A 25,892-nucleotide genomic window follows, 5' to 3' on the forward strand; every position below is an offset into this window, starting at 1 on the left:
TCCTTAACGTTACTTTTGATGCTGATATTTAAACACTCCAAATAATAACATCATTAATACATACAATAATCCACCTGATAATACAGATGTAATACAGGCTGCAGCATTGCTTATTGTATAATTATATACATACTGATACATAAAGACAACACCTATGGTCATTATTACGGATGCGTAAGCAGGTTTTATAACTATATCATAATAATTAACAGTAATGCCTAACCTTCTATGTAAAGCTATCATATTAAGTAGCGACGTAATGAAATATGCAACCAATGTTCCTATTACAGCACCATAAATATTAACGTTTTTTATTGGCACAATTAATATCGTTATAACTATTTTAAAAATACACCCTATTAATAAATTCTTTATAGGTATATTGTAGTGTCCTGTCCCTTGAAGCAATGCTGTAGAAATTTGAGTTAATATTATGAACGGTATTATTAGTGAAGAATACCTTAATAGCATATCCCCTCCTGAATGCCCTGGAAATATAAGAGCCAAAATAGGATATGCAAGAAAAAATAAACCGCATGTAGAGGGTAAAGCTATGACCATAGATAATTTTATGGATGTCTCAACTTTATTTATCAATTCCATCCTTTTTTTTAATGCCACAGCCTCTGCTATAATAGGTATCAATGATGATGAAAGCGCTATTGAAAGAGTCAGAGGTACATTAATTAATACCATGGCTTTTCCTGTTAGTTGTCCATATAATATGGTGGCTTCTTTATAGCTGTACCCGGCTTGTAGAAGTTTTTGTGGTAAAAGTATTGAATCTATTAAGTTCATTATCGTACCTACAGATGTACCCAAAGAAATCGGTATAGCTATGTTTAATAACTGAGTAAGTACTTTATGATCCTTCTTCCTTTTTACAAAAGTTATACTTTTTTTAATTTTCCTAAATTTTATGTATAGATAAAAACTTCCTAAAATTCCTCCAGCTGCTGCTCCAAATGCTGCTCCTCCGGCAGAGAATTCTATACCTTTAGGTAATAATAAGAATGCAAGACCTACTCCGAATATAACTCTTCCAAGCTGTTCTATAAGCTGAGATATAGAAGTTGGAATCATGTTCTGCATCCCTTGAAAAAAGCCTCTATATACACTCATGATTCCTATAAATACAGGTGCTGCACCTATCCCTATCAAAGAATAAACTGTTTTCGTATCCCAATTAAACACCTTTATTATTTGAGCAGGAAATAAAATAAAAGCTAATGAAAATCCACCTCCCAAAATAATCATAACCAACATAGCTTTATTAATAATTTCGAACATTTCCGCTCTATCATTTATAGCGTTATTTTCAGAAATCATCTTTGAAATAGCAACTGGCATTCCTGATGCTACACCTATAAAGAACATATATAAGGGATAAGTCATTTGATAATATCCTATACCTTCATCTCCTATAAGCATTATAATGGGCCATCTAAAAAATAGTCCAAGAAATCTTACAAAAACACCAGTTATTCCAAGTATAACAGTACCTTTTATTAATGACTGCTTTACCATAAAACACCTCCATAATACAAACTGGAAATAAGTATACAAAATCGTTGGATTTAAACTTATTACTCATATATCTATTAATATTTGTGTTATGGAGGTTATAGTATCTATTTATATAAAATATTTCTGTTTTATTGAATAATGTAATATATGTTTGTCAATAATTTAAACGAAACAAATGAGCCACTTAATTATTGTTCCATTTGTTTACCTAAGAAGGATGCTGCAATCTCGGAAAGCTTTAACTCTACTTCTCCAAACTTTTCCCCATTTTGTTTGGAAAGAATGATTACTGCTCCGATTGCATCGCCTTCAGATATAATAGGCGCAATAACCTGAGATGAGTATTTATCCTTTACATCCTCATCATCATATAACGGAATCATTTTTCCGTCATTCTCATCAGCAAGGAAGTTTTTCCTCTCTTCCATTACCTTTTCAAGTTCATCACTAATTCTTTTTTCTGCATACTCTTTTTTAGGTGCTCCACTAGCAGATATAATAGCATCCTTATCAGCTACTAAAACTATATGCCCAATTGACTGTTGAAGCGCGTCTGCATATTCTCTTGAAAAATCACTTAATTCATTTATCGGGGAATATTTTTTTAGTATTATGCCGCCTTCTCTATCTGTAAAAATCTCGAGAGGATCTCCTTCTCTTATTCTTAATGTTCTCCTTATTTCTTTTGGTATAACTACTCTTCCAAGATCATCTATTCTTCTTACTATTCCTGTAGCTTTCATAACTCTTCCTCCTTATACTATAGGCTCTTATCCATATAAAAACCCTGTAGTTCTATAATTAATATATTTGTACTAATATTATCCTTCTAAGCATATAATTTTATGCATAAAATAAAGGCTTTTATTTCAATAATAAAAGCCTTTAAGGTAGTTATTGTAGTTATTGTAGTTATTGCCAATATCCATATTTATTTATATATCTATATTCTTATATTCTTTTGCTCTGTCCGCTAATCTATATATACTATGCTGGAATCCAACACCTATATCATATTCTTACTAATTCTATTTTTGTAAGTCTTCACTTTGTATTGCTTTTTTAACTTAGTAATCTCGTTGTTCTTTGCTTCTGTCTTTTTATTACTTAAGACTGTACTCTTTACTTCTTCCTTAACATCACTAAGTTTTTTAACTTTTGACTTCTTATTTACACCAGTTGCTTTGATTATGTGCCACCCAAATTGGGTATGTACAGGACCTGAGACTTCTCCTTCTTTTAATTTCTTAGCTGCAGCCATAAAATCAGAATCCAGCTCTGTAGTATCATAGGCATAATAGCCAAGCTCTCCGCCTTTATCCTTTGTGCCGTCCGTACCATACTTCTTTGCAAGATCTGCAAATTTTTCTCCCTTATCAATCCTATCTTTTATTTCCTGAGCTTGTTTCTTAGTCTTTACCAAAATATGATACAATGTAGCACCTGGCTTATTTGTGTATTTAGAAACATTAGTTGTATAATATTGTTTTATTTCATCATCAGTTACTGTTATATTTTTATCTAGTTCATAAACAACTCGGTTAGCAGCAAAACTTTCAACACTTTTTTTCATTTCCTTCTTTAACAGAGCTTTATATGATTTTAGTGTATAACCGTAGTTTTTTAGTCCAGTTTCAAACTGTTTATCATTATTATTAAAGTTTTCTTCCTTAGTCATATCCATTTCTTTCTGTACTTCAGCATCTATATTATTTAAGTCCGGAACCAATTTTTTCTTCTTAGCTTCTAAATACAAAAGTTTTTGTTCAACTAATTGGTCTACAGCTGATTCATAATACTGCTGAAGTTGAGATTTGGCATCTTCATTTTCTAAATAATCATTACCATATTGCTGTTTTAATGTAGCTATATTGGATTTTAATGCCTTATTAACATCAGACACTAATATTTTGTTATCTCCTACCTTTGCAAGTACAGTGTTCTCCTTAGCTTCCTTAGTTTTTACTATACATCCGGAAAGGCTTAGAGTAAATATGACCGCTACACTCATTGCCATTATCTTTTTCAATCTATTCAACATTATTCCCCCGCTCGTTATAATTTTTCAAACAGTTCTTATTTATTATAAACATAAACCTTAAAGAATTCAATTATGACTTTAAAGCTATGCTAGTCTCCTCGTTCACTTCCTCTCCATACTCTAACTTAATCATAAAATTTAACATAGCCTTTAGATCATCAAGCACCTGCTCTTTCTTAGTATCTATTATCTTGTAAGCTATTATTGGTGCTTCTCCAAACTTGAAAACGACCTTTTTTCTATATTTAACCATGACAGCCTTAACTATAGCTTCTGTAAGTGCTTCTTTATTTTCAAAAACCAAATGAACTTCTGAACCTTTTTCTTTTATTTCTACTATGTTCAGCTTCTTTCCTAATCCTCTTATATACGAAATATTCATAAGATTGTAGACAGATTGAGGAATTTCAGAAAATCTATCTTCAAGCTCTTCCTTAACATCCATAAAATCTTCGAAACTTCCGATTGAGGCTATCTTTTTATAAACCTCTATTTTCTGCATTTCATCTTTAACATAAGCATTTGGTATATATCCATCTACCATAATATCAACAGTAGTTTCCACTTGTTCTCTATCTATCTCGCCCTTTACAAGTTTAATAGTATCCTCAAGCATTCTACAATACAAATCATATCCTATAGCAGCCATATGTCCGTGCTGCGCGGAACCCATCATGTTTCCTGCTCCTCTTATCTCTAGATCCCTCATGGCTATCTTAAATCCAGATCCAAGCTCTGTAAACTCTTTTATTGCTTTAAGACGCTTTTCTGCTACTTCTGTAAGAATTTTATCTTTCTTATAGGTAAAATAGGCATATGCCATTCTATTAGATCTACCCACACGTCCTCTCAATTGATATAACTGAGAAAGTCCCATCTTGTCAGCATCATATATTATCATCGTATTTACATTCTGTATATCAATTCCTGTTTCTATTATGGTTGTACACACTAATATGTCATATTGCATATCCATAAAATCAAGCATCACCTTTTCAAGCTGTCTTTCAGTCATTTGTCCATGAGCCACGATAACTCTAGCCTCAGGAATCAGCTTGGTTAAGTAATTTGCCATTGACATTATATCCTCAACTCGATTATATACAAAATACACTTGACCATTCCTGCCTATTTCCCTAAGGATTGCATCCCGCATTAGCTGGTCGTTATATTCAACTACATAAGTCTGTATAGGGTATCGTTCCTCTGGAGGAGTTTCTATTACACTTATATCTCTTACACCTGTAAGGGACATATGCAGTGTTCTAGGTATTGGCGTTGCCGTTAATGTTAATACATCTATGTTTTTCTTCAGATTCTTTATCTTTTCCTTATGTGTTACACCAAACCTTTGCTCCTCATCTACTATCAGCAATCCTAAATCTTTAAAGACTACATCTTTTTGCAATATTCTATGAGTTCCTATAAGTATATCAATATTACCTTCTTTAACAGCCTGTAAAGTATCCTTTACCTGTGCAGAAGTTCTGAATCTACTTACCATATCTACTTTTACAGGAAAATCCGAAAATCTCTTTATCATATTGTTGTAATGCTGTTCGGCTAGAATAGTTGTCGGCACTAAAAACGCTACCTGCTTGCCGTCCATTACAGCCTTAAATGCAGCCCTTAAAGCTACCTCAGTCTTACCATATCCAACATCACCACAAAGTAGTCTATCCATTGGTTTATCTGATTCCATATCTTTTTTAATCTCCTGAATAGATGTTATTTGATCAGGAGTTTCTTCATAAGGGAACTCACCCTCAAACTGATTTTGCCATACAGTGTCCTTGCCATATCTGAATCCCTTTACTGTAGCCCTTGCAGCATATAACTTCACTAAATCTTCAGCTATCTCGTTGATAGACTTCTTTACTTTTTCCTTAGCTTTTGCCCATTCATTCCCTCCAAGCTTATTTACCTTAGGAGATTTACCATCACTTCCTATGTATTTTTGTACCATGTCCAATTGATCAACAGGTACATATAATCTATCATCAGCATCATAGTTTATTTCTAGATAATCTCTCTTTAAGCCTTCAACTTCTAGCTGTTTTATCCCTTTATATACGCCTATACCATGGTTTACATGAACTACATAATCACCAGGTTTAAGTTCTGTAAAACTTTTTATTTTACCTACACCTTTTTTAGGAACACGTTTTCTATCTTTTCTCTTTGCTTCACCAAAAACTTCTTTGTCAGATATAAGACACACTTTAAGTTCTGGAAATTCGAATCCCTTTAATTGATTACCAAATGTTATAACAACTTCTCCACATGCTATATCATTTACAACATCTTTATATATGCTCTCTATACCGTTTTCTTTTAATGTATTTACCAGCCTCTCCCCCCTAGGGCGAGTTCCGGATAATATAATCGTTCTAAATCCATTTTTCTTTTTTTCTCTGATGTCATCTATTAAAAGTTTTAATTGACCGCCATATCCACTCAGGGTTTTCTGTGAAAAATCTAGATAGGTTTCATACGGTACACCAAATCTTTTATCTATTGAACTAAATATTAATAAATTAGATTGTTCAAGTCTTACCTTAAGCTCTTCTCTTTCTAGTAATAGCTTGCTCTGACGCTTTAATATATCCCCTCTTTCCAAAAAAGACTTATAAGTTTCCTGAAACTCATAATATATACTATCAAGCTTTCCTTCACATCTTTTATAATCATCTAAGAAAATTACTCCGTTACCAATATAATCAAAGAAACTAGATGGGGTCTTATAAAAATACGGTAAATAGCTATCTATAGTTTCAAAACTACCCGTTTGCCTTAATGTTTCTAAATTTGACTTAACTATAGAGCTTATCTTTTGTCTAACCTCTTTAAAGTCATCACTACCAAATGCTGTAAGCACATTTTTCAAATCATCTTCCATTAAATCAGCAGCTCTATCGATACTATTCTGTTCAATTATTATTTCCTTTGCAGGAAATACTTCTATTTTCTCAACTTTATCGATACTTCTCTGAGATTCAATATTAAAGCTTCTTATAGAATCCACTTCGTCGCCAAAAAGTTCAATTCTATATGGCAGATTAGATATTGGTGAAAAAATGTCTATTATTCCACCACGTATAGAAAATTGTCCCTTACCATCTACAATATCCATTCTTTCATAGCCGCACTCAACTAACTTATAAGCTATATCCTGTAAATTAATTGTGTTCCCTACTTTTATGTTAAACATGTATTTCTTGTATAAATTTATAGGGGTATAATTGGCAGCTAATGATTCTACAGAAGTGATTATTATTTTTCTTCCCCTTCTAAGTATCTCTCTAATAACCTTGAGCCTTTCCCATCTTAAATCACCAGATATAGCGTACACATTATAAAAAACCATTTCTCTGCTTGGAAAATAATATACATTATTCTGATATAAACTCAAATCTTCATAAATATTTTTACATTCAACGTCGCTATGAGTAATGATAAAAACATTTTCATCGAGCTCCTCATATATGCTATCCATTACATATGCTTTTGAAGATTCTGCAAGTCCACATACAGCCCCAGGATATTCTCTATTTCTAATTTTTTTCATAAACTCTTCAAATAATTCATTTTCCTTTAGCGGGTCCATAAGTCCCTTAAGTCTCATTTATAAACACCATCCTAAATCTTTTATGCAGAAAAGCTATTAAACTTATTCATAGCTTCATCTATTCCTTTTGAAACTATAGTTTCTATCGCTAGTAATACTTGATCATATACAGTATCTATTTTGTTTCTATCATCACTGTTAAACTTACCCATAACATGTGATATCCAATCTCCCTTAGGCTGTCCTACACCTATTTTTATTCTTGGAAAGGTATCACTTCCAAGGCATTTTATTATACTCTTGATTCCATTATGCCCTCCAGAACTTCCTTTAGGTCTTATACGAAGTCTGCCTAACTGCAAACTCATGTCATCATATATAACTATAATGTTTTCTAAAGGGATTTTATAAAACTTAACTACTTCAGCTAGGCTTTCACCACTAAGGTTCATATATGTCTGAGGTTTAAGTAAAACAACCTTTTCATTTCCTATTTTTCCCTCACCATACTCACCTTTAAATTTTATCCTATTAATTACAATATTATACTTCTTAGCAGCTAAATCAACAAGTCCAAAACCTATATTGTGTCTTGTACCTGTATATTCAGAACCAGGATTACCTAATCCAACTATCAAAAACATTTATTTTCCTCCAAGATAATATAAATAAATTGCGAACCAAGAAAGTGGATTAAAAGGAGATAATATTTAGTAGTTAGTGCATGCTTTAAATAGGTAAGAGAAAAGAGTAAAGAGTAGAGAGAAAAGTGAAGGAAGAAATTCTGCTGTGCAGAATTTCTGAGAATTTAAACCTGATTATCAGCGATAACTTTTTAAAAACTAAGATAATACCTAATATTCCAAAAGTATTATTAAAATAATTAGAACTATCTATACAATCAAAATTCAGCATAGCTGAATTTTAACCTTCACTTTTCTCTTATCTCTTTTCTCTTTACTCTTAACTCCCATACCTATTTAATGCACTTTCTCTTAACTATTCCGTCCTGTGCGTTTAGTTCGTCTTATATTTATATTTTGTCCTTTCATTTTTTAAATATATCTCACATATTATAACATATTATATAATTAAACAATAAAAAGAGCCTATTATATTATCAGTAATAGTATTTTACTGATAATATAAAGGTTCCTTTGCACAAAATGCGATTTCTAATTTTTTAATATAATACTTTTAGTTACTATTTTTCCACTTCTCCAAACTTTACACTTGATTGTTCCGCCGCAACTGACTTTATTAATTATTGAGTTGATTTCTTCATAAGTAGTAACTAGCTTGCCGTTTACTTCTTTGATTATATCCGTAGGTTTAATCCCCAACTTATCAGCAATTGAATCTTGAGAAACAGATAAAACATATATACCCTTATTAGGGTCATTGGTAGGCCCGCCAGTTGTTCCAAAGTCAACTTTAAAATTCTTTGTATTATTTCCAATAGAGCTTATAAGTTTTTTCACATCGTTACTGCATATTGCAAATCCCATACCTTCTGCATAATCCTTCAAATTTAAACTGTTTATTCCTATTACTTCTCCCGCACTATTGCACAATGGTCCTCCACTACTCCCAGAGTTTATAGCGGCATCCGTTTGTAGCATCTTATAAGTCCTCTTTTCATTAGTACTCGAATCAGTGACATCTATTTTTCTGTTTGTAGCACTTATAATACCAGCAGTTACTGAACCAGCAAATGCTTCACCAAGAGGATTTCCTATCGCTATGGCATCATCCCCCACCCTAACCTTAGAGGAATCTCCAAATTTAGCTGCGATAAGCCTCTTTTTATTTATTCTGATAACTGCTAAATCCGTAGACTTGTCGAATTTTATAAGTTTAGCCTCTACTGGTTTTGTATTGTCACTAGCCAGCTTTACCATTATTTTATTAGATCCTTCAATTACATGATAATTTGTCACTATATATCCGTTAGAATCAAATATTATACCAGAACCTGAAAATTTGTTCTCCTGTTGACCTAGAAATGTCTCCGCGCTATTACTTATGCCTACAACAGCAGGTCCAACCATCTCAGCAACTCTGGTAACATCGGTTTTTTCTCCCACTGCTGATGTTAAACTATCATCACCTACAACATAATTATTATATTCAGAATTAACTCGCGGCTTCATCGATCCAAGCTCATTTCTTACTATTATAGACGCAGTTATTGCTCCTGAAAAAGAGGCCATAGTTATGAATATAACTGTTTTCATAAGAAACTTTATTTTAGCCTTAGTTTTATTCTTTTTAAAATAAATTGACCCATTAGCATTGATAGCGTTAGCAAAATTTTTAAGTTGTTCATTGGAAATTGCGTCGGTTGAATAAAGCTTATTGTTTCCAGCTTCTCCCCATATTCTATTTTCAAAGGTAGAATTCTTTTCTCTTTCCATAAAGAACCTCCATTAATATTAAAAACTTTATTCATCATACCTTTTTCAACGTAAAATAAAATGTAACTCCGTACTTCTTACCATTCTCAACCCATATATCTTGCCCAAGTTGCGTAAGTATATTTCGTATAATGGGGAGTCCCAAACCAGTGCTTTGTTTTGAAGTTCGTGATTTATCAGATTTATAGAATCTCTCCCATATATTTTTTAAATCCTCATCAGGTATTTGCGGTCCATCATTAAAAATTGACACTAAAACCTTATCTGACCTTGTTCTCGTAGATATCTTTATATTGCCGCCCTCATTAACATATTTTACCGCATTATCAAGTATATTAGTGACAATCTGTATTAGCCTATCTCTATCACCAAACACATATAAATGTTCATCTTCAAGTACTACATCCACCTTAAGCTTCTTTTCATTTATTCTCGTTTCAAATTTAATAACACATAATCTTATAATTTCGTTAACATCAACCTCTGTGATGCTCAATGTAAATTTCCCTGCTTCCATAGCAGATAAGTCTAAGAGATCATTTACAAGTCTTGTCAATCTTTGAATTTCCTCATAGGTAATGGATAAATAGTAATTTTCTTTATCCCTTGGTATAACTCCGTCAAGTATTCCTCCAATAAACCCTTTTATCGATGTTATTGGTGATCTAAGTTCATGAGATACATTAGAAATGAACTCTCTTCTATTTTTCTCAACTTTTTCAAGAGAATCAGCCATAGAATTAAATGCTTCTGCCAGCTCATTTATTTCATTATTGCATTTTAAATACACACGTCTTTCAACTTCGCCCTTAGATATTTTTGTTGCAGCTTTATTTATTTCATCGAGAGGCCCTGTTATAATCTTCTTCGTAAAATAATACATTAAGTAAGAGCCTGCCATGCCTATCAGAACTGCTAAAGACCATATTAACGAATATATTTTTGCAAGTTCAAGTCTCATCTGGCTTATTGGTGTAAATATAGCTACAGCACCTTTAAACATACCATTATCCATCGCCGGTCTCATATATATATACATATCTTCTTTAAACACATCTTTATAAGCACCTTTTTTTTCTATTGATTGTCCCTGTCTAAGTTCTTCAATATCTGGTGCCATAAAGTTTTGGAATTCAATGTTTTTAAATTTAGGATTAGACTCTGTAGATACATATCCCATATTATCCGTTATGAATACATCTGCATCTACATAACTTCCAACAAGTATTGTATCATCATGAAGTCTTTTTCTTGAATCATAATTGTCGTTTTTAAGCGTCTTAACATATCTCTTTACAAGTACTTTTGCTTGCATATCATATTGTTTTTTTCTTGATACAAAATAATAATGATTAAACCATATTGACAGGAGAAATGCAAATGTAAAAGACACACAATATAAAATAATTATAAAAACAGTTACTGTCTTTGTCTTAAGGCTTCTACTCTGCATTTATTTCACCTCAAATTTATATCCTACTCCCCAAACAGTTTCAATCTGCCAATTAGGTCCTCCTTGAAGCTTTTCTCTCAAACGTTTTACATGCACATCTACAGTTCTGGAATCGCCAGGATAATCATAACCCCATACCTCACACAACAGTTGCTCCCTAGTAAAAACTCTATTTTTATTGTTAGCCAAAAAGTAAAGTAATTCAAATTCCTTAGGTGGCATCTTTATTTCTTCACTCTTATAAATAACATTATAAGAGTTTACATCAATAGTTATATCCTGAAACTTTAATATTTCTTTGCCTATAGATTCAGAGTTTGACCTTCTCAGCACAGCTTTTACTCTAGCTACAAGTTCCTTAGGTTCAAAAGGTTTTACTATGTAGTCATCGGCTCCAAGCTCTAAACCTAGAACTTTATCAAACGTTTCTCCTTTAGCTGTCAACATGATAACCGGTACTTGACTTTCTTTTCTTACCCACTTAAGTATATCTATACCATCTATGTGTGGAAGCATAATATCTAACAAAACCAAATCCGGTTTGTATTCAATGAAAGCTTGCTGAACATCCTTACCATCATTACACACTTTCGTAGAATATCCTGAACTCTCAAGATACATTTTTATTACTTCGCTTATATTAACATCATCATCAACAACTAATATTTTTGCAATTTTCCCATCCATATTAACCCTCCATGTAAACTATATCTACATAATAATAGCTACTATAACTAATTTATCACATCTACAAAAAATATATATGTTATTTTATAAAAAGTTACAAATAATTAACTAATATAAAAACTGACTAAGATGCTTTTACATAGTATCCTAGTCAGTTTTACTCAATTGAAGTTATACATTTTGTTATATCTTAGATGTCATCAAATAATTTACTTACAGGAATATCCTCATATATCCTCTTAATAGCTTCAGCAAATATTGGTGCTACAGATAGTGCCTTCATTTTTGAAATCTTTTTATCTTCTGGCATGTCAATTGTATTTAACATTACTAGTTCTTTTATAGCACACTTCTCGAGTCTCTCCACAGCAGGACCTGATAGTATTCCATGAGAACAACAAGCATAAACTTCTTTTGCTCCCAAATCCATTAATGCATTTGCAGCATTTGCTATCGTACCAGCTGTATCTATCATATCATCAACTAGTATGCAAATCTTCCCCTTTACATCGCCTATTATGTTCATGATTTCACATACATTAGCTCTAGGTCTTCTCTTATCTATAATAGCAATAGGTGCCTGAAGTCTGTCTGCAAATTTTCTAGCTCTTGTAACACTTCCTAAATCAGGAGAAACTATTACAACGTCATCGTTTTCTTTAAACCCTTTGCTCACAAAATATCTTGCAAGTATAGGTGCACCCATAAGATTATCTAATGGTATATTAAAATAGCCCTGTATCTGAGCTGCATGTAAGTCCATGGTAAGAACTCTATCCGCTCCTGCTGTAGTAATAAGATCTGCTACAAGTTTAGCTGTTATTGGATCTCTAGCCTTAGCCTTTCTATCCTGTCTTGCATATCCGTAATATGGAATTACAGCTGTTATTCTTCCGGCAGAAGCTCTTTTAAAAGCATCCATCATTATCAATAGTTCCATCAAATTGTCGTTCACTGGTGCATTAGTCGGTTGCACAACAAATACATCCGCACCTCTTACTGTCTCGTTAATATCAACCGATATTTCACCATCACTAAATGTTCCTACATGTGAATTACCTATGGCGATTCCTAAAGCATCGGATATATCCTTTGCTAGTTGCGGATGAGAATTGCCCGCAAAAATCTTTATATTTTTACCATGGGTTATCATTAAAAAGCCTCCTTTTGTATTATATATAAAGCTCATAAAGCAACTTTATTTCGTTTTTCTTTTACTCACCCAGCCTTTGATATTTACCTGCCTAGCTCTTGCTATTGCCAAGCTTTCCTCTGGCACCTCTTCAGTTATTGTCGAACCTGCTGCTATATAAGTATTATCTTTAACTTCTACTGGAGATACTAAATTTGTATTGCATCCTATAAATGCATTGTTTCCTATAATTGTTTTGCATTTCTTTTTACCGTCATAGTTTACAACTACAGTTCCACAGCCAAAATTGCAGTTCTGACCAACTTCAGCATCTCCTATGTATGTCAGATGAGAAACCTTGGTACCGTTTCCTATAACAGATTTCTTTATTTCAACAAAATCTCCTATTCTAGTCCTTTCACCTATAACACTTTGCGGACGTATGTATGCATAAGGTCCTACCGTACTGTTTTTGCCAATAGTACTGTCTAAAATAACAGAGCATTGAACCGTTACATTTTCACCTATTATACTATTCTCTATTCTGCTATTAGGATATAGAATAGTTCCTTCCTTTATCTCTGTATTGCCCTGCAACACATTGCCGGGGTATATAATTGTATTTGAGTCAATTTTAACATCAACATCAATATAAGTACTCACAGGATCTATTATCTTTACGCCATTTATCATATGCATAGTGTTAATTCTATTTCTCATTATTGCTTCAACCTTAGAGAGTTCTAGTGGTGAATTTACACCCAGAGTTTCCTCAAATGGAACAGGCAAAGACCCTACCTTCTTGTTCTGTTTTACAAATATTTTTATTATATCCGTAAGATAATATTCTTTTTGAACATTGTCATTACTTATCTTACCAATATTCTCAACTAAGTCTTCTATATCAAACGCATACATTCCAGCATTAATTTCATTTATAAGAAGTTCATCTTTATTACAGTCTTTATGCTCAATAATTCCTTTGACTCCATCCCTATCCCTTAAAATTCTTCCATATCCAAAAGGATTTTCTATTATAGATGTCACTATAACACCACTGTAATCTTCCTCATCTTTGTAGCTTACGAGTTTTTCTACAGTGTCCTTAGTAATAAGAGGAGCATCTCCAGTAAATATCAATACTGTTCCCTTCTTATCTTTAAGAAATTCTAGTGCACACTTGACTGCATGAGCAGTACCTAATTGAGCATCTTGCAAGGAGTAACTTGCATTTCTATCTCCAGTCTTTTCTTTTACCTGTTCTGCTGACTTACCCACTATAACATTTATATCTTCAATTCCTGCAGATTTCAATGTATCTATTACGTGGTTAACCATTTCCTTTCCGCACACTTTATGTAATACTTTAGGAGTATTAGATTTCATTCTCTTGCCTTCTCCTGCTGCAAGGATTAGCGCACAATTATACATTTCAACACCTCTTTGTGTTACTTATTTTACTGCTATATAAAATCCATATAATAGTATATGAATATATTTATCCATAAATAAACAACTATAAATCTTTAATTTATTATCTTATTATTAGTTATCCTGTACATTCCATTTATTATTATATTTTATCGTTTGTACATTTTCAACCTCTATAGTGTTTTTAGAAAATTCAAAAATAAAAAGGAGTATAATACTCCTTTTTATTCTTCGCTACTTTCTGCAGCCTCAGGTTCTTCGGTTTTTACTTTTGCATATTCATCTAGAATAGCATTCTGTATTTTTTCTCTTGTCTCAGTATTTATTGGATGTGCTATGTCCTTGAATTCTCCATCAGGAGTTTTTCTACTTGGCATAGCTATAAATAATCCATTTTGTCCCTCAATAACCTTTATGTCATGAACAACAAATTCATTATCAAAGGTAACGGAAACAATAGCTTTCATCTTTCCATCTGCTGCAATTTTTCTAATTCTAACATCAGTTATAACCATTTCAATCCACCTCCGAGATGCTTTATGTATACTATTTCTATATTTATTTCGTTTTTCCTCTTTTTTTTGAAAATTTTTTATTTTTTTTAAAATTTATCTTTTATAGAGTTTTGCTGGAGATACTTTTACTTGATTTCCATCATCAATCCCAGAGAATTCTACTAATGATATATATTTACTTACTAACTTCTTAGGAGTATCAACATTATCTACAAGTACTCCTATTCCAACCAGCTCACTTTCAAATTCTTTAAGTAAATCAATAATTCCAAGAGTTGTACCCCCGGCCTTCATAAAATCGTCTATAAATATACATCTACTGGCTTTCTTTAAGGCTCGTTTGGGCAATGACATATTTTGAATTCTTCCACTAGTACCTGAAACATAGTTTATTGTAACTATTGGTCCCTCCGTGAAATTATTATTATGCCTTCTGACTATAACTAATTGTATTCCTAATTTTTTAGCTACTTCATACGCTAAAGGTATACCTTTCGTCTCTACTGTAACCACATAATCCGGATTTGCATCTATAAATCTTGAAGCTAGTATAATTCCAGCCTTATTAATTATTTCAGGATTATACATTATATCAGACATATAAATGTAATTACCAGGTATTATTCTACTGCTATCACTCATAGCAGCACATAACTCCTCTATAAATCTTTCAGTTTCCTCCTGACCTATATTAACTATGTACTTTATTCCTCCAGAAGCTCCTGATACAGTTTCTACTCTACCCATTTCTAATAAAGCTAACGTTTGTCTCACCATAACAACATCTTCACTGATAGTCGACTTTGCAACTTTCAACATCTCTGTGAATGTATTCAAATTTATAACTTTATTAGGATTATCCATTAGAATCTTTGTTATAGCGGAAATTCTATTATTTCTGCTAAACTTGCTCACATTATCACCACACATATAATTTATACTTTAAAACAGTTAAGACACTGACAACAATGCCATTTTTATTATTATTCATATTTTAGTCTAAATTTAACATAATATCAACATTAAATGGTTTAAAATATAAATTTATAAGTCATATTCAAAGTTTTAACAAAATTATTTTCCTTCTATTTAAATAAGGTCAATAAAAATACTTTAATGCTATTATGTACTATTACTTTGGTTTAATTCATTAATTTTTATATATTATGCTAAAAAGTTAGCTTCTTAGTATTTTTTTTATGAAAAGATGTATATAATTAATACTGGATGCTATTTTTGAATATAGTTTCTCAAGTAATACACAATTTTTAGGGAGTGATATCTTTGAATTTTAGTTTAATTGATGACATAAATAAAAAAGTGCACTTTATAGGTATAGGTGGAATAAGCATGAGCGGTCTAGCTGAAATACTGTTAAGCTATGGTTTTAAAGTTTCCGGATCAGATATGAAATTGTCACCTATGACTCAAAAATTAAAGAATTCTGGTGCCGTAATATATGAAGGACATAATAAAAGAAACGTTGAACAGGCAGATATCGTCGTTTACACAGCTGCAGTTTCAAACGACAATCCAGAGATTGTAGCAGCAAAGGAACTAAATATGCCTTTAGTCAGTAGAGCAGAATTTTTAGGTGCCCTTATGAAAAGCCACAAAAATAATATAGCTATTTCTGGAACCCATGGAAAAACTACTACTACTTCAATGCTCTCTCATATATTTGTAAATGCCTCTATGGATCCTACTATTTTAGTTGGTGGAGAGTTGGATTTAATTAATGGAAATGTACGCACTGGCAAAAGTGATTACTTCATAACAGAAGCTTGTGAGTATAAAGGTTCTTTTCTTAAATTTTTTCCTTATGTAGGTATCATATTAAATATAGATGCGGATCATCTGGATTATTATAAAGATATTGACGATATACAAAATGCTTTTGAAAAGTTTTCAAACCTTATACCTTCAAACGGATTTTTAGTAGGTTTCAATGAAGATAAGAGAGTGAAAGAGCTTATGGATAAAGCTAAATGCACTACTCTGGGTTATGGTTTTAACAACGCTGAACTTAAAGCTGTTTCAATAAAGTTTAATAAAAAGGGCTGTGCGTCCTTCACCGTAACCCGAAATGATATAAAATTGTTTGATATAAGTTTAAATGTACCAGGAAAACATAATGTATTAAATGCATTAGCAAGCATAGCTGTTTCATTAATATTTAATATAAATAATGAAGCTATTATTAATGGACTTCAATCATTTAATGGGACTCATAAAAGATTTGAATTTAAAGGTAAGCTTAATGGCATAACGGTTATAGATGATTACGCTCATCATCCTACAGAAATAAAAGCTACTTTGAGTACTGCTCAAAATTACCCTCATAACAGAATAGTTTGTGTATTTCAACCTCATACCTATTCCAGAACTCTAGCTCTACTTAATGAATTCTCCTCTGCCTTTGACAATGCTGATGAGCTGGTACTTGCAGACATATATCCAGCAAGAGAAAAAGATACCGGGGTCGTTAGCTCAGAAATGTTAGGTAATCTTATTAGAAAACGAGGAAAAAAATGTACAAACTTTCACAGCTTTGATGAAATAACGAACTATTTAAAAACTATTCTGAATGATGGAGACTTGCTGTTAACAGTTGGAGCAGGGGATGTAGCAGAAGTGGGAGAAAGATTTTTAAATAGCAAATAAATTACTATAAAAAAACACTTTTAATAATTATTAGAATTGTATTGACATCTTAACATAAAAGCGTTAATCTGTAATAGCGATGATTTTTTTAAGGAGGTAAGAGTTATGTCAAGATTCAGTAGTGTTATTGCTTTGAATGTAAATTTGGGCAAACAAGCGTGTAATTTTACTATATTTTCTAATTTTGATAACCTTGCTCCTACGAGAAATTTTCGTGCAAAAAACTATTAGCGCATTTATAAATTTGTCTTGTAGCCATGGATTATCAAATCCATGGCTTTTATTATGTTGTCAACGGAGTAAAGCCATGGAAAATTCATGGCTTTATTTTTTTTAAAGGGGGGTACAAATATATGCGAAGAATTTTTAAGTATGTTTGGAAGTATAAACTACTACTGATAGTTCCATCTTTAGCAATGCTATTTAGTATAATCTTGGATATGTTTAATCCATATCTTCAGAAAATTGTTATTGACGAAATTATCAAAAACAAAAAAATCTATCTTCTTACTGGAGTATTACTATCAATCTTCGGAGTGACTATTGGTCGAACCATATTAGGCTACGTGAAAGAATATATATTTGATGTTCTTTCAGCTAAAGTTAATGTGGATATAAAACAGGATCTTTTCGATCATATACAAACTCTTTCCTTTAGTTATTTTGACAGCATGAATACGGGCGAACTGATGTCAAGAATAAATGAAGATGTAGACATCATATGGAGAACCATCTCATTTGGTTTAAGACTATTTGTAGAAAATATAATATACTTTGTGATTGTTACTTTTCTATTATTTAATATGAATTGGCAACTAGCTACAGTTTGTATGCTAATTATTTTACCAATAGCATATCTAGCAATAAAATTGGAAAAGGATGTTGACACTTGTTACGGCAAAATAAGTGATCAAGCTGTTGTAATAAATACAACAGCTCAGGAAAATATTGCAGGAGTTAGATTAGTAAAAGCTTTTGCCCGAGAAAAATATGAAATATCTAAGTTTTTATCAATGAATAAAGAAAATTATAATCTTAATATGGAACAAAACCGCGTGGTTGGTAAGTATTATCCTCGTATAGAATTTCTTACTAATGTATCATTAATTGTAATGATAATTTTGGGAGGTATTTTTGTAATCAAAGGTGCTCTTACAGTTGGAGATTTGTTTGCTTTTTATGGTTATCTATCCATGTTAATATGGCCAATGAGAAACCTAGGCTGGTTAACAAATATGCTTGCTCAAAATAGTGCATCATGTAAAAAAATCTATAAGATATTAGATACTAAACCTGAAATATACAACAAACCTGATGCAGTAAAACCTGATAATATAAAGGGTCATATTGTCTTTGATAATGTAGATTTCAAGTACAATGAACAGACTGTATTAAAAAATATTAATCTTGATATCGCACCTGGAACCACCACTGCCATAATGGGAACTACAGGTTCAGGTAAATCTTCCATAATAAATCTCATCGGCAGATATTATGATGTAAGTTCTGGTTCTATATCTATAGATGGCGTAGATGTTAAAGATTTAGATTTGTTTACACTCAGAAATAAGATGGCCATAGTGCCTCAAGATACTTTCTTGTTTTCAGATACTATCGAAGAAAACATTAGAGTAGGTAATAGAGCTGCTTCTTTTGAAAGTATAAGAAATGCCTGTGATAATTCCTGCGCATTAGAGTTTATAGACAACCTTGAAGATGGTTTTAATACCTTAATAGGTGAAAGAGGAATAGGATTATCCGGAGGCCAGAAACAACGTCTTGCTATTGCAAGAGCACTCATTAGGAATTCAAATATATTGATATTAGATGATGCAACATCCGCTTTAGATATGGAAACGGAATATTCATTATTAAAGAACCTTCAAAGCCTTAAGTATAAAGCTACAACCTTTATTATTGCTCACAGAATATCTGCTGTTAAGAACGCTGATATGATTATCTACGTTGAAGATGGAGAGATAGTAGAAAAGGGTACACATGAAGAACTGTTAGCACTTAAGGGAAAATATTATGAAATTTATTGCGATCAATTTAAAGACTTTAAAGATTTAGAAAGCGAGGTGGTATAATGGCAAGAAATGCGATAAGACAAGATGAAGAACTTAACGAGCATACCAATTTAGAAATAATAAAAAGACTTTTAAAATATCTGAAGCCATTTAAGTCAAAGGTTACTATAGTTATTCTACTAATGGTATATGTAATGATTTGTGATATCATAAATCCTTATTTACTAAAAAGAGCTATAGACGTAAACATAGGACATAAAGACATCCAAGGCTTATTAGTAATTGGAGCTGTAATACTCGTACTAAATTATTTTGCATTATTGTCCTCAAGAGGCAGGATAAATATTATGGCATCCATTACAAATAATATACTTGTTAATATCAGGCATGAACTTTACACCCATATACAGAAACTGTCTTTTTCCTTCTTTGATAGCAGACCAGTTGGTAAAGTTCTAGCTAGAGTTGTCGGAGATGTTAACGCACTACAAGACCTTTTTAATAACTGTGTAACAAGTTTTATTCCTGAACTGTTAAGCTTAGTTTTTGTAGCAATTGCTATGTTTTCACTAAATTATAAACTCGCACTTGTCACTATAATTTTATTACCATTTCTTGCATCTGCCATGTTTTTCATTGAAACAAAAAGTAGGCTGAGATGGCAAGTTCACAGAAAAAAGAGATCAAACCTCAATGCGTTTACTCATGAAAATTTTTCAGGTATGAGAATTGTTCAAGGCTTTGCAGAAGAGAAACACGCTTCAGATACTTTTAAAACATTAGTAACTGAAATGATGAATGCATTTATTCATGCTGTAAAATTGAATGACCTTTTCTGGCCCCTAGTTGAACTATCTTGGGGAACAGGTAGCATTTTAGTATTTTGGTTTAGTGTACATCTTTTAAATATTAACAATGGAATAACCGTAGGAACAATAATTGCGTTTTCTATGTATATAGGAATGTTTTGGCGTCCAATTATGAATATAAGTAATTTTTATAATACCCTAATAACTAACTTCGCTGCAGCTGATAGAATATTTGAAATAATGGACATAGATCCAGATATTTTAGATTCAGCAGATGTAAAAAAGATGCCTAAAATAAAAGGGAACGTAGAATTTAAAAATGTTGATTTCTGCTATGAAGATGATGTTAAAGTTCTTGATAATATATCCTTTAAGGTAAATGCTGGAGAAACTATAGCTCTTGTAGGACCTACTGGAGCAGGAAAAACAACTATAGTGAATCTGATAAGTAGATTTTATGATGTTACTAGTGGAAAAGTATTAATAGATGATCATAACGTAAGCGATGTCGAGTTAGAATCCCTCCGTTCTCAAATGGGAATAATGCTTCAAGATACCTTTATGTTTTCTGATACAATTATGGAAAACATACGATATGGAAGACTTGATGCTACTGATGAGGAAGTTATTGCAGCTGCAAAAGCAGTAAATGCACACTCTTTTATCACAAGACTTCCTAATGGTTATAGTACTGATGTTAACGAAAGAGGTTCAAGGCTTTCTGTCGGACAAAGGCAACTAATTTCATTTGCAAGAGCACTTTTAGCAAACCCTAGAATTTTAATACTTGATGAAGCTACATCAAATATTGATACAGCTACAGAAAGGCTAGTTCAGAACGGTATTCAAAAACTGCTTCACGGCAGAACTTCTTTTGTCATTGCACATAGACTTTCTACAATCCGTGATGCCGACAAAATTATGGTTATACAAGATGGAGAAATAGCAGAAGCTGGATCTCATGATGAGCTAATTAAACTTAAAGGTATATACTATAACTTATATATGTCTCAATATAAGTTCCTTAATGAAGGCGCTTAATTAAAAATAATTAAAAATAATTTAAAATAGATAGTTAAAAGAAGACTTGCCAAGTCTCTTTAACTATCTATTTCTTTATACAGAACTTATTATATTATTACTCATTTCTACTAGAATATATATCAGAAAACTCTATATTAATCCTTTCAATGTAGCTCTTACCATATTCCTTGTTATCCGTATCTTTTTGTGTTGAGTCTATAATGTTAATAGGAATAGTTACTATAAATTCACTACCTTTTCCCTCTTCACTATTCACCTCTATAGTTCCTTTATGTAACTCAACAAAGGATTTTACCAGTGAGAGACCAATACCTGTCCCTTCCCTATTCCTAGTAAGACTCTTATCTATCTGTTCAAACCTGTTAAAAATACTTTTTATTTTTTCTTTGGGTATGCCTATCCCATTATCCTTAACAGATACCTTTACGTAATCTCCAAAATCATATAGATTAACTAGTATTTTACCCTTACTACCTGTAAACTTTATTGCATTAGATAGTAGATTCAATATAACTCTTTCCATCATATCTGCATCTAAAGCTGCAGTTTTCTCCTCTACCTCAGTATCAAAAATCAATTCTATATCTCTGCTTTCAGCATATGGTACTACAGAAAGAACTATGTTCTCTACCATTTCTACAATATCATAATTTTTAAGACATAATTTCAAGAAACCTGAATCATATTTAGTAATATCTAATAAATTATTTATAAGTCGCATAAGCCTATAGCAGTTCTGTCTTATTATATCCTCATATTTTTCCCTCTTTGATATAGATTCTTTATCTATTCCATTTGTTATTCTTAAAACTTGCAGTGCTGTATAGATAACATTTAAAGGGGTTTTTAATTCGTGAGATATATTAGAAAAGAACTCTGTTATAATCTGATTATAATTTCTGGACTCTATTAGAAGCTGCACATTTTTCTTTACATCACTCTCTAATTTCTCTATTTGCTTTTCTGAAGTTATATCCTCTAATATAGTAAGAATAGTAGCTTTACCTTCATACACAAAATATGTAGATATATTCTTAACAGTTTTAGGCTTATTATCTAACAAAACCATATTTTCGAAAGTTAACATATCCATTTTTCTTTCATAAAGTTTGTCCATCTTTGCTCGAAAATCTTCTTTATCATCATCATTGCATAGAAGGTTATTAATTGATTTCAATTTTATTTCATTTTCATTTGTTACTCCAAACATTTTAGCTGCACTAGTGTTAGTATAAATAATTTCATCTTTCGTATGCACAATAATAGCTTCTCTCGAATTTTCAAATAATAAGTTAAAACACAATTCATTTTTTAGTATGCTTTGTTCTATACTCTTTCTATCATTATCTTTTCTGATCAATTCATTATTTAAATTAGTTAGTTCTTCCTCTTTTTTCTTTAAGTAATCCATTTCGAACTTAACATAGTGGCCTAATGGTATCATTACAAGTAAAAACACAGCAACTATTATAAAATCATTTTCAAAGTACTTATTAACATAAGCATATGGTAAATAGAATATATCCATACTTAAAATAATGAGTGATGATATAATAGTAACAATGATTCCGAATTTCATTCCGAACTGAATAGTCGAAGTGATTATAACTAATAAGAAAAGAAATTTATAATTGCTCTGATACGCTTTAGTCAAATAGATTACCAATGAAAACACGGTGATGTAGATAAAGTATTCTGCATATTCTACGTATTTTAATTTATGCTGAAGACTTATTCTTTTAAAAATTAACCACAAAGTGAACACTGCACCACAAATCATAAACAGCGATAACGACAACATATGTGAGTTATAAAAAAAATATTTTTTATTTGTGTGATAAGAAGTAATTTTTTTGAAATTACTATAAAATATTATCGCGCAAAGTAACAAAGAACATAATTTCACAAATGATATTATGTCATCGATTTCCTTTTGCATTTTAGGTTTTTCCATATCTACGAATCACATCCATAAAATAGTTTATACTTCATATAACAGTATATCATAATTATTTATAATATACTAAGTTTATATAACTCCATTGATTATATTTAACATAGTACAATCATTATCCAAAGATGATATGAAATCTCCGCTTTCATTTTGGGCTGCTCCTACCTGAATCTTCTTATTTTATTACTCACAATACTAATAAAATATAGAAGCTTTATCTTCAAAGGAATCACCATTCTTAGTCTAATAACCAGATTAATTACATATTGTCCTAATATATATCTGAAAATTCAATATATATTCTCTCCATATCCGTTTCAAAAACATTGTTTCCATTATCCTCATTTCCTAACATTTCAACTTTTTTGTCTGGTAGCATTATAATAAATTCACTCCCCTCTCCAACGCAGCTGTCTATACTTATACTACCCTTATGTAACTCAATAAGAGCTTTTACAATGCTTAACCCAACCCCTGTACCTTCAAACTCCCTAGCTAGTGTTTTGTCTGCTTGACTAAATCTTTCAAATACAAATTTAATTTTATCTTCTGGTATTCCAATCCCATTATCCTTTACAGATATATACACTACATCTTCCTCGCTCCATATGCTGACAAGAATTTCTCCGTCCTTATCACAATACTTAACTGCATTGGATAAAAGATTAAGCATTACTTTACTTATCATTTCCGAATCAAATGCAATAACCTTTTCTTCAATGGCTGTATCAAATGTTATTTTTATGTTTCTTTTCTTATTATATTCAGCTACACATGTGGTAATATCCTCTATTCTACTAACAATATCCTGATTTTTAAACTTTGTCTTTATCATTCCTGCATCTAGTTTGGTTAGCATAAAAAAGTTGTTAATTAATTTCATTAGTCTATAACAGTTCTGTTTCATAGTATAAAAATATTCCATTTTTTTATGTTCTTCAGAGCTGCTATTTTTACTATTCATAATTAATACCTGAAGTGCAGAAAAAATCACATTTAATGGAGTTTTTAATTCATGAGACATATTTACAAACAATTGAGTTATGGAGTTGTTAAGTTTTATAGTCTTATTCAATAATTCAAAATCTTTTTTAACATTAATCTTTAATTGTTCTATTTCCTTCTCATAGGATATATCATGAACAATTGTTATTATTGCAGCATTATTATTGTAAGCAATATAATTAGATATACTCTCTACCGCTATTAGTCTCCCACTTTTATTAATTAAACTGCCCTGAAATTTTATATTTGTCTGTTTTTCCTCTACAACCTTATTAATAATATCTATAAATTCCTTTTTTTCCTCCTGGCATATAAAATCTTCAATTTCTCTACCTTTTACCTGTTCTGCTGTAAGTTCTAACAACTTTAATGCACTGTCATTAATAAATACTATTTTATCTTTCATATGAATAAAAATAGCATCTCGAGAATTTTCTATAATTAGAGCATAGCACTTCTCATTTTTCTCAAAAACTTTTTCTATATACTTTCGTTCACTATTTTCATGAGCTAACTCATAGTTTAGTTCATTTAACTTCAAGCTTTTTTGCCGTATATTCTCTTCGCGCGTTTTCACATACACGCCTATAGACCACGCTGTCAACATAAACATACCAAATAGTATAATATCATCCTGTATTATTACCCTTGGTCCTTTAATGAGAAAAAATAAAAAATCTGCCGTAAAAGTTATTATTGATGAAACTAACGCTATAATAATTCCCTTCTCCATGCCAAATTGTAATGTTGTAGATATAATCACAAAAATGAATAACAATTTATATTCATACACATAAGTTTTACTAAATATAATGGACAGCGAAACCATCAGTATAAACATTATGTTTCCAGCGATTAGAATACAATTTCTATCTAATTTATAGTTGATAATATGAATCACCTTACATACCAAATACATAAAAGCGATAAAAATTATCAAATCAAAAACTGGATGTACAGTAAGATACATTATAATTGAATGAAATAATTTATTATTATATCTTGATAAATTATTATATATAATCAGTGTGCAAAACAATAATGACATAATATTTATTATTACAACAACTTTATTCATCTTCACTTCATCATTTTTCCCTAACCCACTCATAAGCTTCACCCTATTTGTTATAAATTCTTATGTATCTTTTACCTACTGTGGTCAGTTATGCCACACTAAAATTTAATTTTAATTAGTAACCTTATTATGTAGATAATTCTAGATTAAATTATTAATTAAATTTATAAGATGCCTTCTGCTATCTTGTCAACATCTTTCACACTGCAGTGTAACTTTCTATAATTTTAAAATAATATGCAATTAATTCTAAATACGGTAAGAGAATAAAATTTTGAAAAGTATATAAGAAACTTATGACTATTTATTATATATACTTTTTATATTCAACACTTTATCGCTTTCCTTTACCTAAATCTACATATTCTATAGAATTATTATACATATAATAGTAATTCTTATCAATATTTGTATATATTTAATTTACTTTAATTTACTTTAATTTATTTTAAATTATTCAAATTTTCTACATTATATAATATATTTTTTAAAAATTATGTCGTTACGTTGCTTAAAAATAGTCCTCTTTTTATGTTA

At 31.1% G+C, this 25,892-nt stretch carries 18 protein-coding genes; 4 read left to right on the plus strand and 14 right to left on the minus strand.

Annotation, left to right across the window (positions count from 1 at the left end; translation table 11 throughout):
• Positions 1-9: 9 nt before the first annotated feature.
• From CLORY_RS12380 to purR, 12 genes are all read right to left on the minus strand, one after another.
• Positions 10-1,527, minus strand: a complete 1,518-nt coding sequence (locus CLORY_RS12380) for a putative polysaccharide biosynthesis protein (protein WP_079424866.1) — start codon at positions 1,525-1,527, stop codon at positions 10-12.
• 188 nt (positions 1,528-1,715) lie between these two features.
• The gene (gene spoVT / locus CLORY_RS12385) at positions 1,716-2,270 is read right to left on the minus strand and encodes a stage V sporulation protein T (RefSeq protein ID WP_079424869.1); all 555 of its coding nucleotides are present in this window, start codon (positions 2,268-2,270) and stop codon (positions 1,716-1,718) included.
• Positions 2,271-2,533: 263 nt separating this feature from the next.
• Entirely contained in the window at positions 2,534-3,565 is a 1,032-nt protein-coding gene (locus CLORY_RS12390) for a peptidyl-prolyl cis-trans isomerase (protein ID WP_169911613.1), read from the minus strand.
• Positions 3,566-3,638: 73 nt separating this feature from the next.
• Positions 3,639-7,193 carry a transcription-repair coupling factor gene (gene mfd, locus CLORY_RS12395; protein ID WP_079424873.1) on the minus strand — a complete coding sequence of 1,185 codons (3,555 nt, stop codon included), beginning with the start codon at positions 7,191-7,193 and terminating at the stop codon, positions 3,639-3,641.
• Between the two features lie 23 nt (positions 7,194-7,216).
• Complete coding sequence (pth, locus tag CLORY_RS12400; protein ID WP_079424875.1) at positions 7,217-7,780, minus strand: aminoacyl-tRNA hydrolase; 564 nt, start codon at positions 7,778-7,780, stop codon at positions 7,217-7,219.
• Between the two features lie 531 nt (positions 7,781-8,311).
• Entirely contained in the window at positions 8,312-9,553 is a 1,242-nt protein-coding gene (locus CLORY_RS12405) for a S1C family serine protease (RefSeq protein ID WP_079424877.1), read from the minus strand.
• Between the two features lie 34 nt (positions 9,554-9,587).
• Positions 9,588-11,006 carry a sensor histidine kinase gene (locus CLORY_RS12410; protein WP_079424879.1) on the minus strand — a complete coding sequence of 473 codons (1,419 nt, stop codon included), beginning with the start codon at positions 11,004-11,006 and terminating at the stop codon, positions 9,588-9,590.
• Positions 11,007-11,693 carry a response regulator transcription factor gene (locus tag CLORY_RS12415; protein WP_079424881.1) on the minus strand — a complete coding sequence of 229 codons (687 nt, stop codon included), beginning with the start codon at positions 11,691-11,693 and terminating at the stop codon, positions 11,007-11,009.
• Between the two features lie 190 nt (positions 11,694-11,883).
• A complete protein-coding gene (locus CLORY_RS12420) occupies positions 11,884-12,846 on the minus strand; it encodes a ribose-phosphate diphosphokinase (RefSeq protein WP_079424884.1) in 963 nt (320 codons plus the stop codon).
• 45 nt (positions 12,847-12,891) lie between these two features.
• Positions 12,892-14,256, minus strand: coding sequence for a bifunctional UDP-N-acetylglucosamine diphosphorylase/glucosamine-1-phosphate N-acetyltransferase GlmU (glmU, locus tag CLORY_RS12425; protein ID WP_079424887.1), 1,365 nt, complete (start codon positions 14,254-14,256; stop codon positions 12,892-12,894).
• A gap of 224 nt (positions 14,257-14,480) precedes the next feature.
• Positions 14,481-14,771, minus strand: a complete 291-nt coding sequence (gene spoVG, locus CLORY_RS12430; RefSeq protein ID WP_079424890.1) for a septation regulator SpoVG — start codon at positions 14,769-14,771, stop codon at positions 14,481-14,483.
• A gap of 93 nt (positions 14,772-14,864) precedes the next feature.
• On the minus strand, positions 14,865-15,686 hold the full coding sequence (gene purR, locus CLORY_RS12435) for a pur operon repressor (RefSeq protein WP_079424892.1): 822 nt from the start codon (positions 15,684-15,686) through the stop codon (positions 14,865-14,867).
• Positions 15,687-16,055: 369 nt separating this feature from the next.
• Between purR and murC the strand changes: the two genes are divergently transcribed.
• The 4 genes from murC to CLORY_RS12450 all read left to right on the plus strand — a co-directional run bounded on the left by murC (position 16,056) and on the right by CLORY_RS12450 (position 21,315).
• Positions 16,056-17,435, plus strand: coding sequence for a UDP-N-acetylmuramate--L-alanine ligase (gene murC / locus CLORY_RS12440; RefSeq protein WP_079424894.1), 1,380 nt, complete (start codon positions 16,056-16,058; stop codon positions 17,433-17,435).
• 105 nt (positions 17,436-17,540) lie between these two features.
• A complete protein-coding gene (locus tag CLORY_RS23995) occupies positions 17,541-17,666 on the plus strand; it encodes a hypothetical protein (protein WP_278335332.1) in 126 nt (41 codons plus the stop codon).
• A 122-nt stretch (positions 17,667-17,788) separates the two neighbouring features.
• Positions 17,789-19,525 (plus strand): ABC transporter ATP-binding protein, encoded by a 1,737-nt coding sequence (locus CLORY_RS12445; protein ID WP_079424897.1) that lies wholly within the window; start codon positions 17,789-17,791, stop codon positions 19,523-19,525.
• The gene (locus CLORY_RS12450) at positions 19,525-21,315 is read left to right on the plus strand and encodes an ABC transporter ATP-binding protein (protein ID WP_079424899.1); all 1,791 of its coding nucleotides are present in this window, start codon (positions 19,525-19,527) and stop codon (positions 21,313-21,315) included. Before CLORY_RS12445 ends, CLORY_RS12450 begins: the two co-directional genes overlap by 1 nt.
• Before the next feature lie 97 nt (positions 21,316-21,412).
• Here CLORY_RS12450 and CLORY_RS12455 read toward each other — a convergent pair whose 3' ends face one another.
• Both CLORY_RS12455 and CLORY_RS12460 read right to left on the minus strand, forming a co-directional pair.
• Complete coding sequence (locus tag CLORY_RS12455; protein WP_242954407.1) at positions 21,413-23,074, minus strand: PAS domain-containing sensor histidine kinase; 1,662 nt, start codon at positions 23,072-23,074, stop codon at positions 21,413-21,415.
• A gap of 469 nt (positions 23,075-23,543) precedes the next feature.
• Entirely contained in the window at positions 23,544-25,388 is a 1,845-nt protein-coding gene (locus CLORY_RS12460) for a PAS domain-containing sensor histidine kinase (RefSeq protein WP_079424901.1), read from the minus strand.
• Between the last annotated feature and the right edge of the window lie 504 nt (positions 25,389-25,892).

Source organism: Clostridium oryzae (genome assembly GCF_002029235.1).
In the GTDB taxonomy this organism is placed as follows: domain Bacteria; phylum Bacillota; class Clostridia; order Clostridiales; family Clostridiaceae; genus Clostridium_AE; species Clostridium_AE oryzae.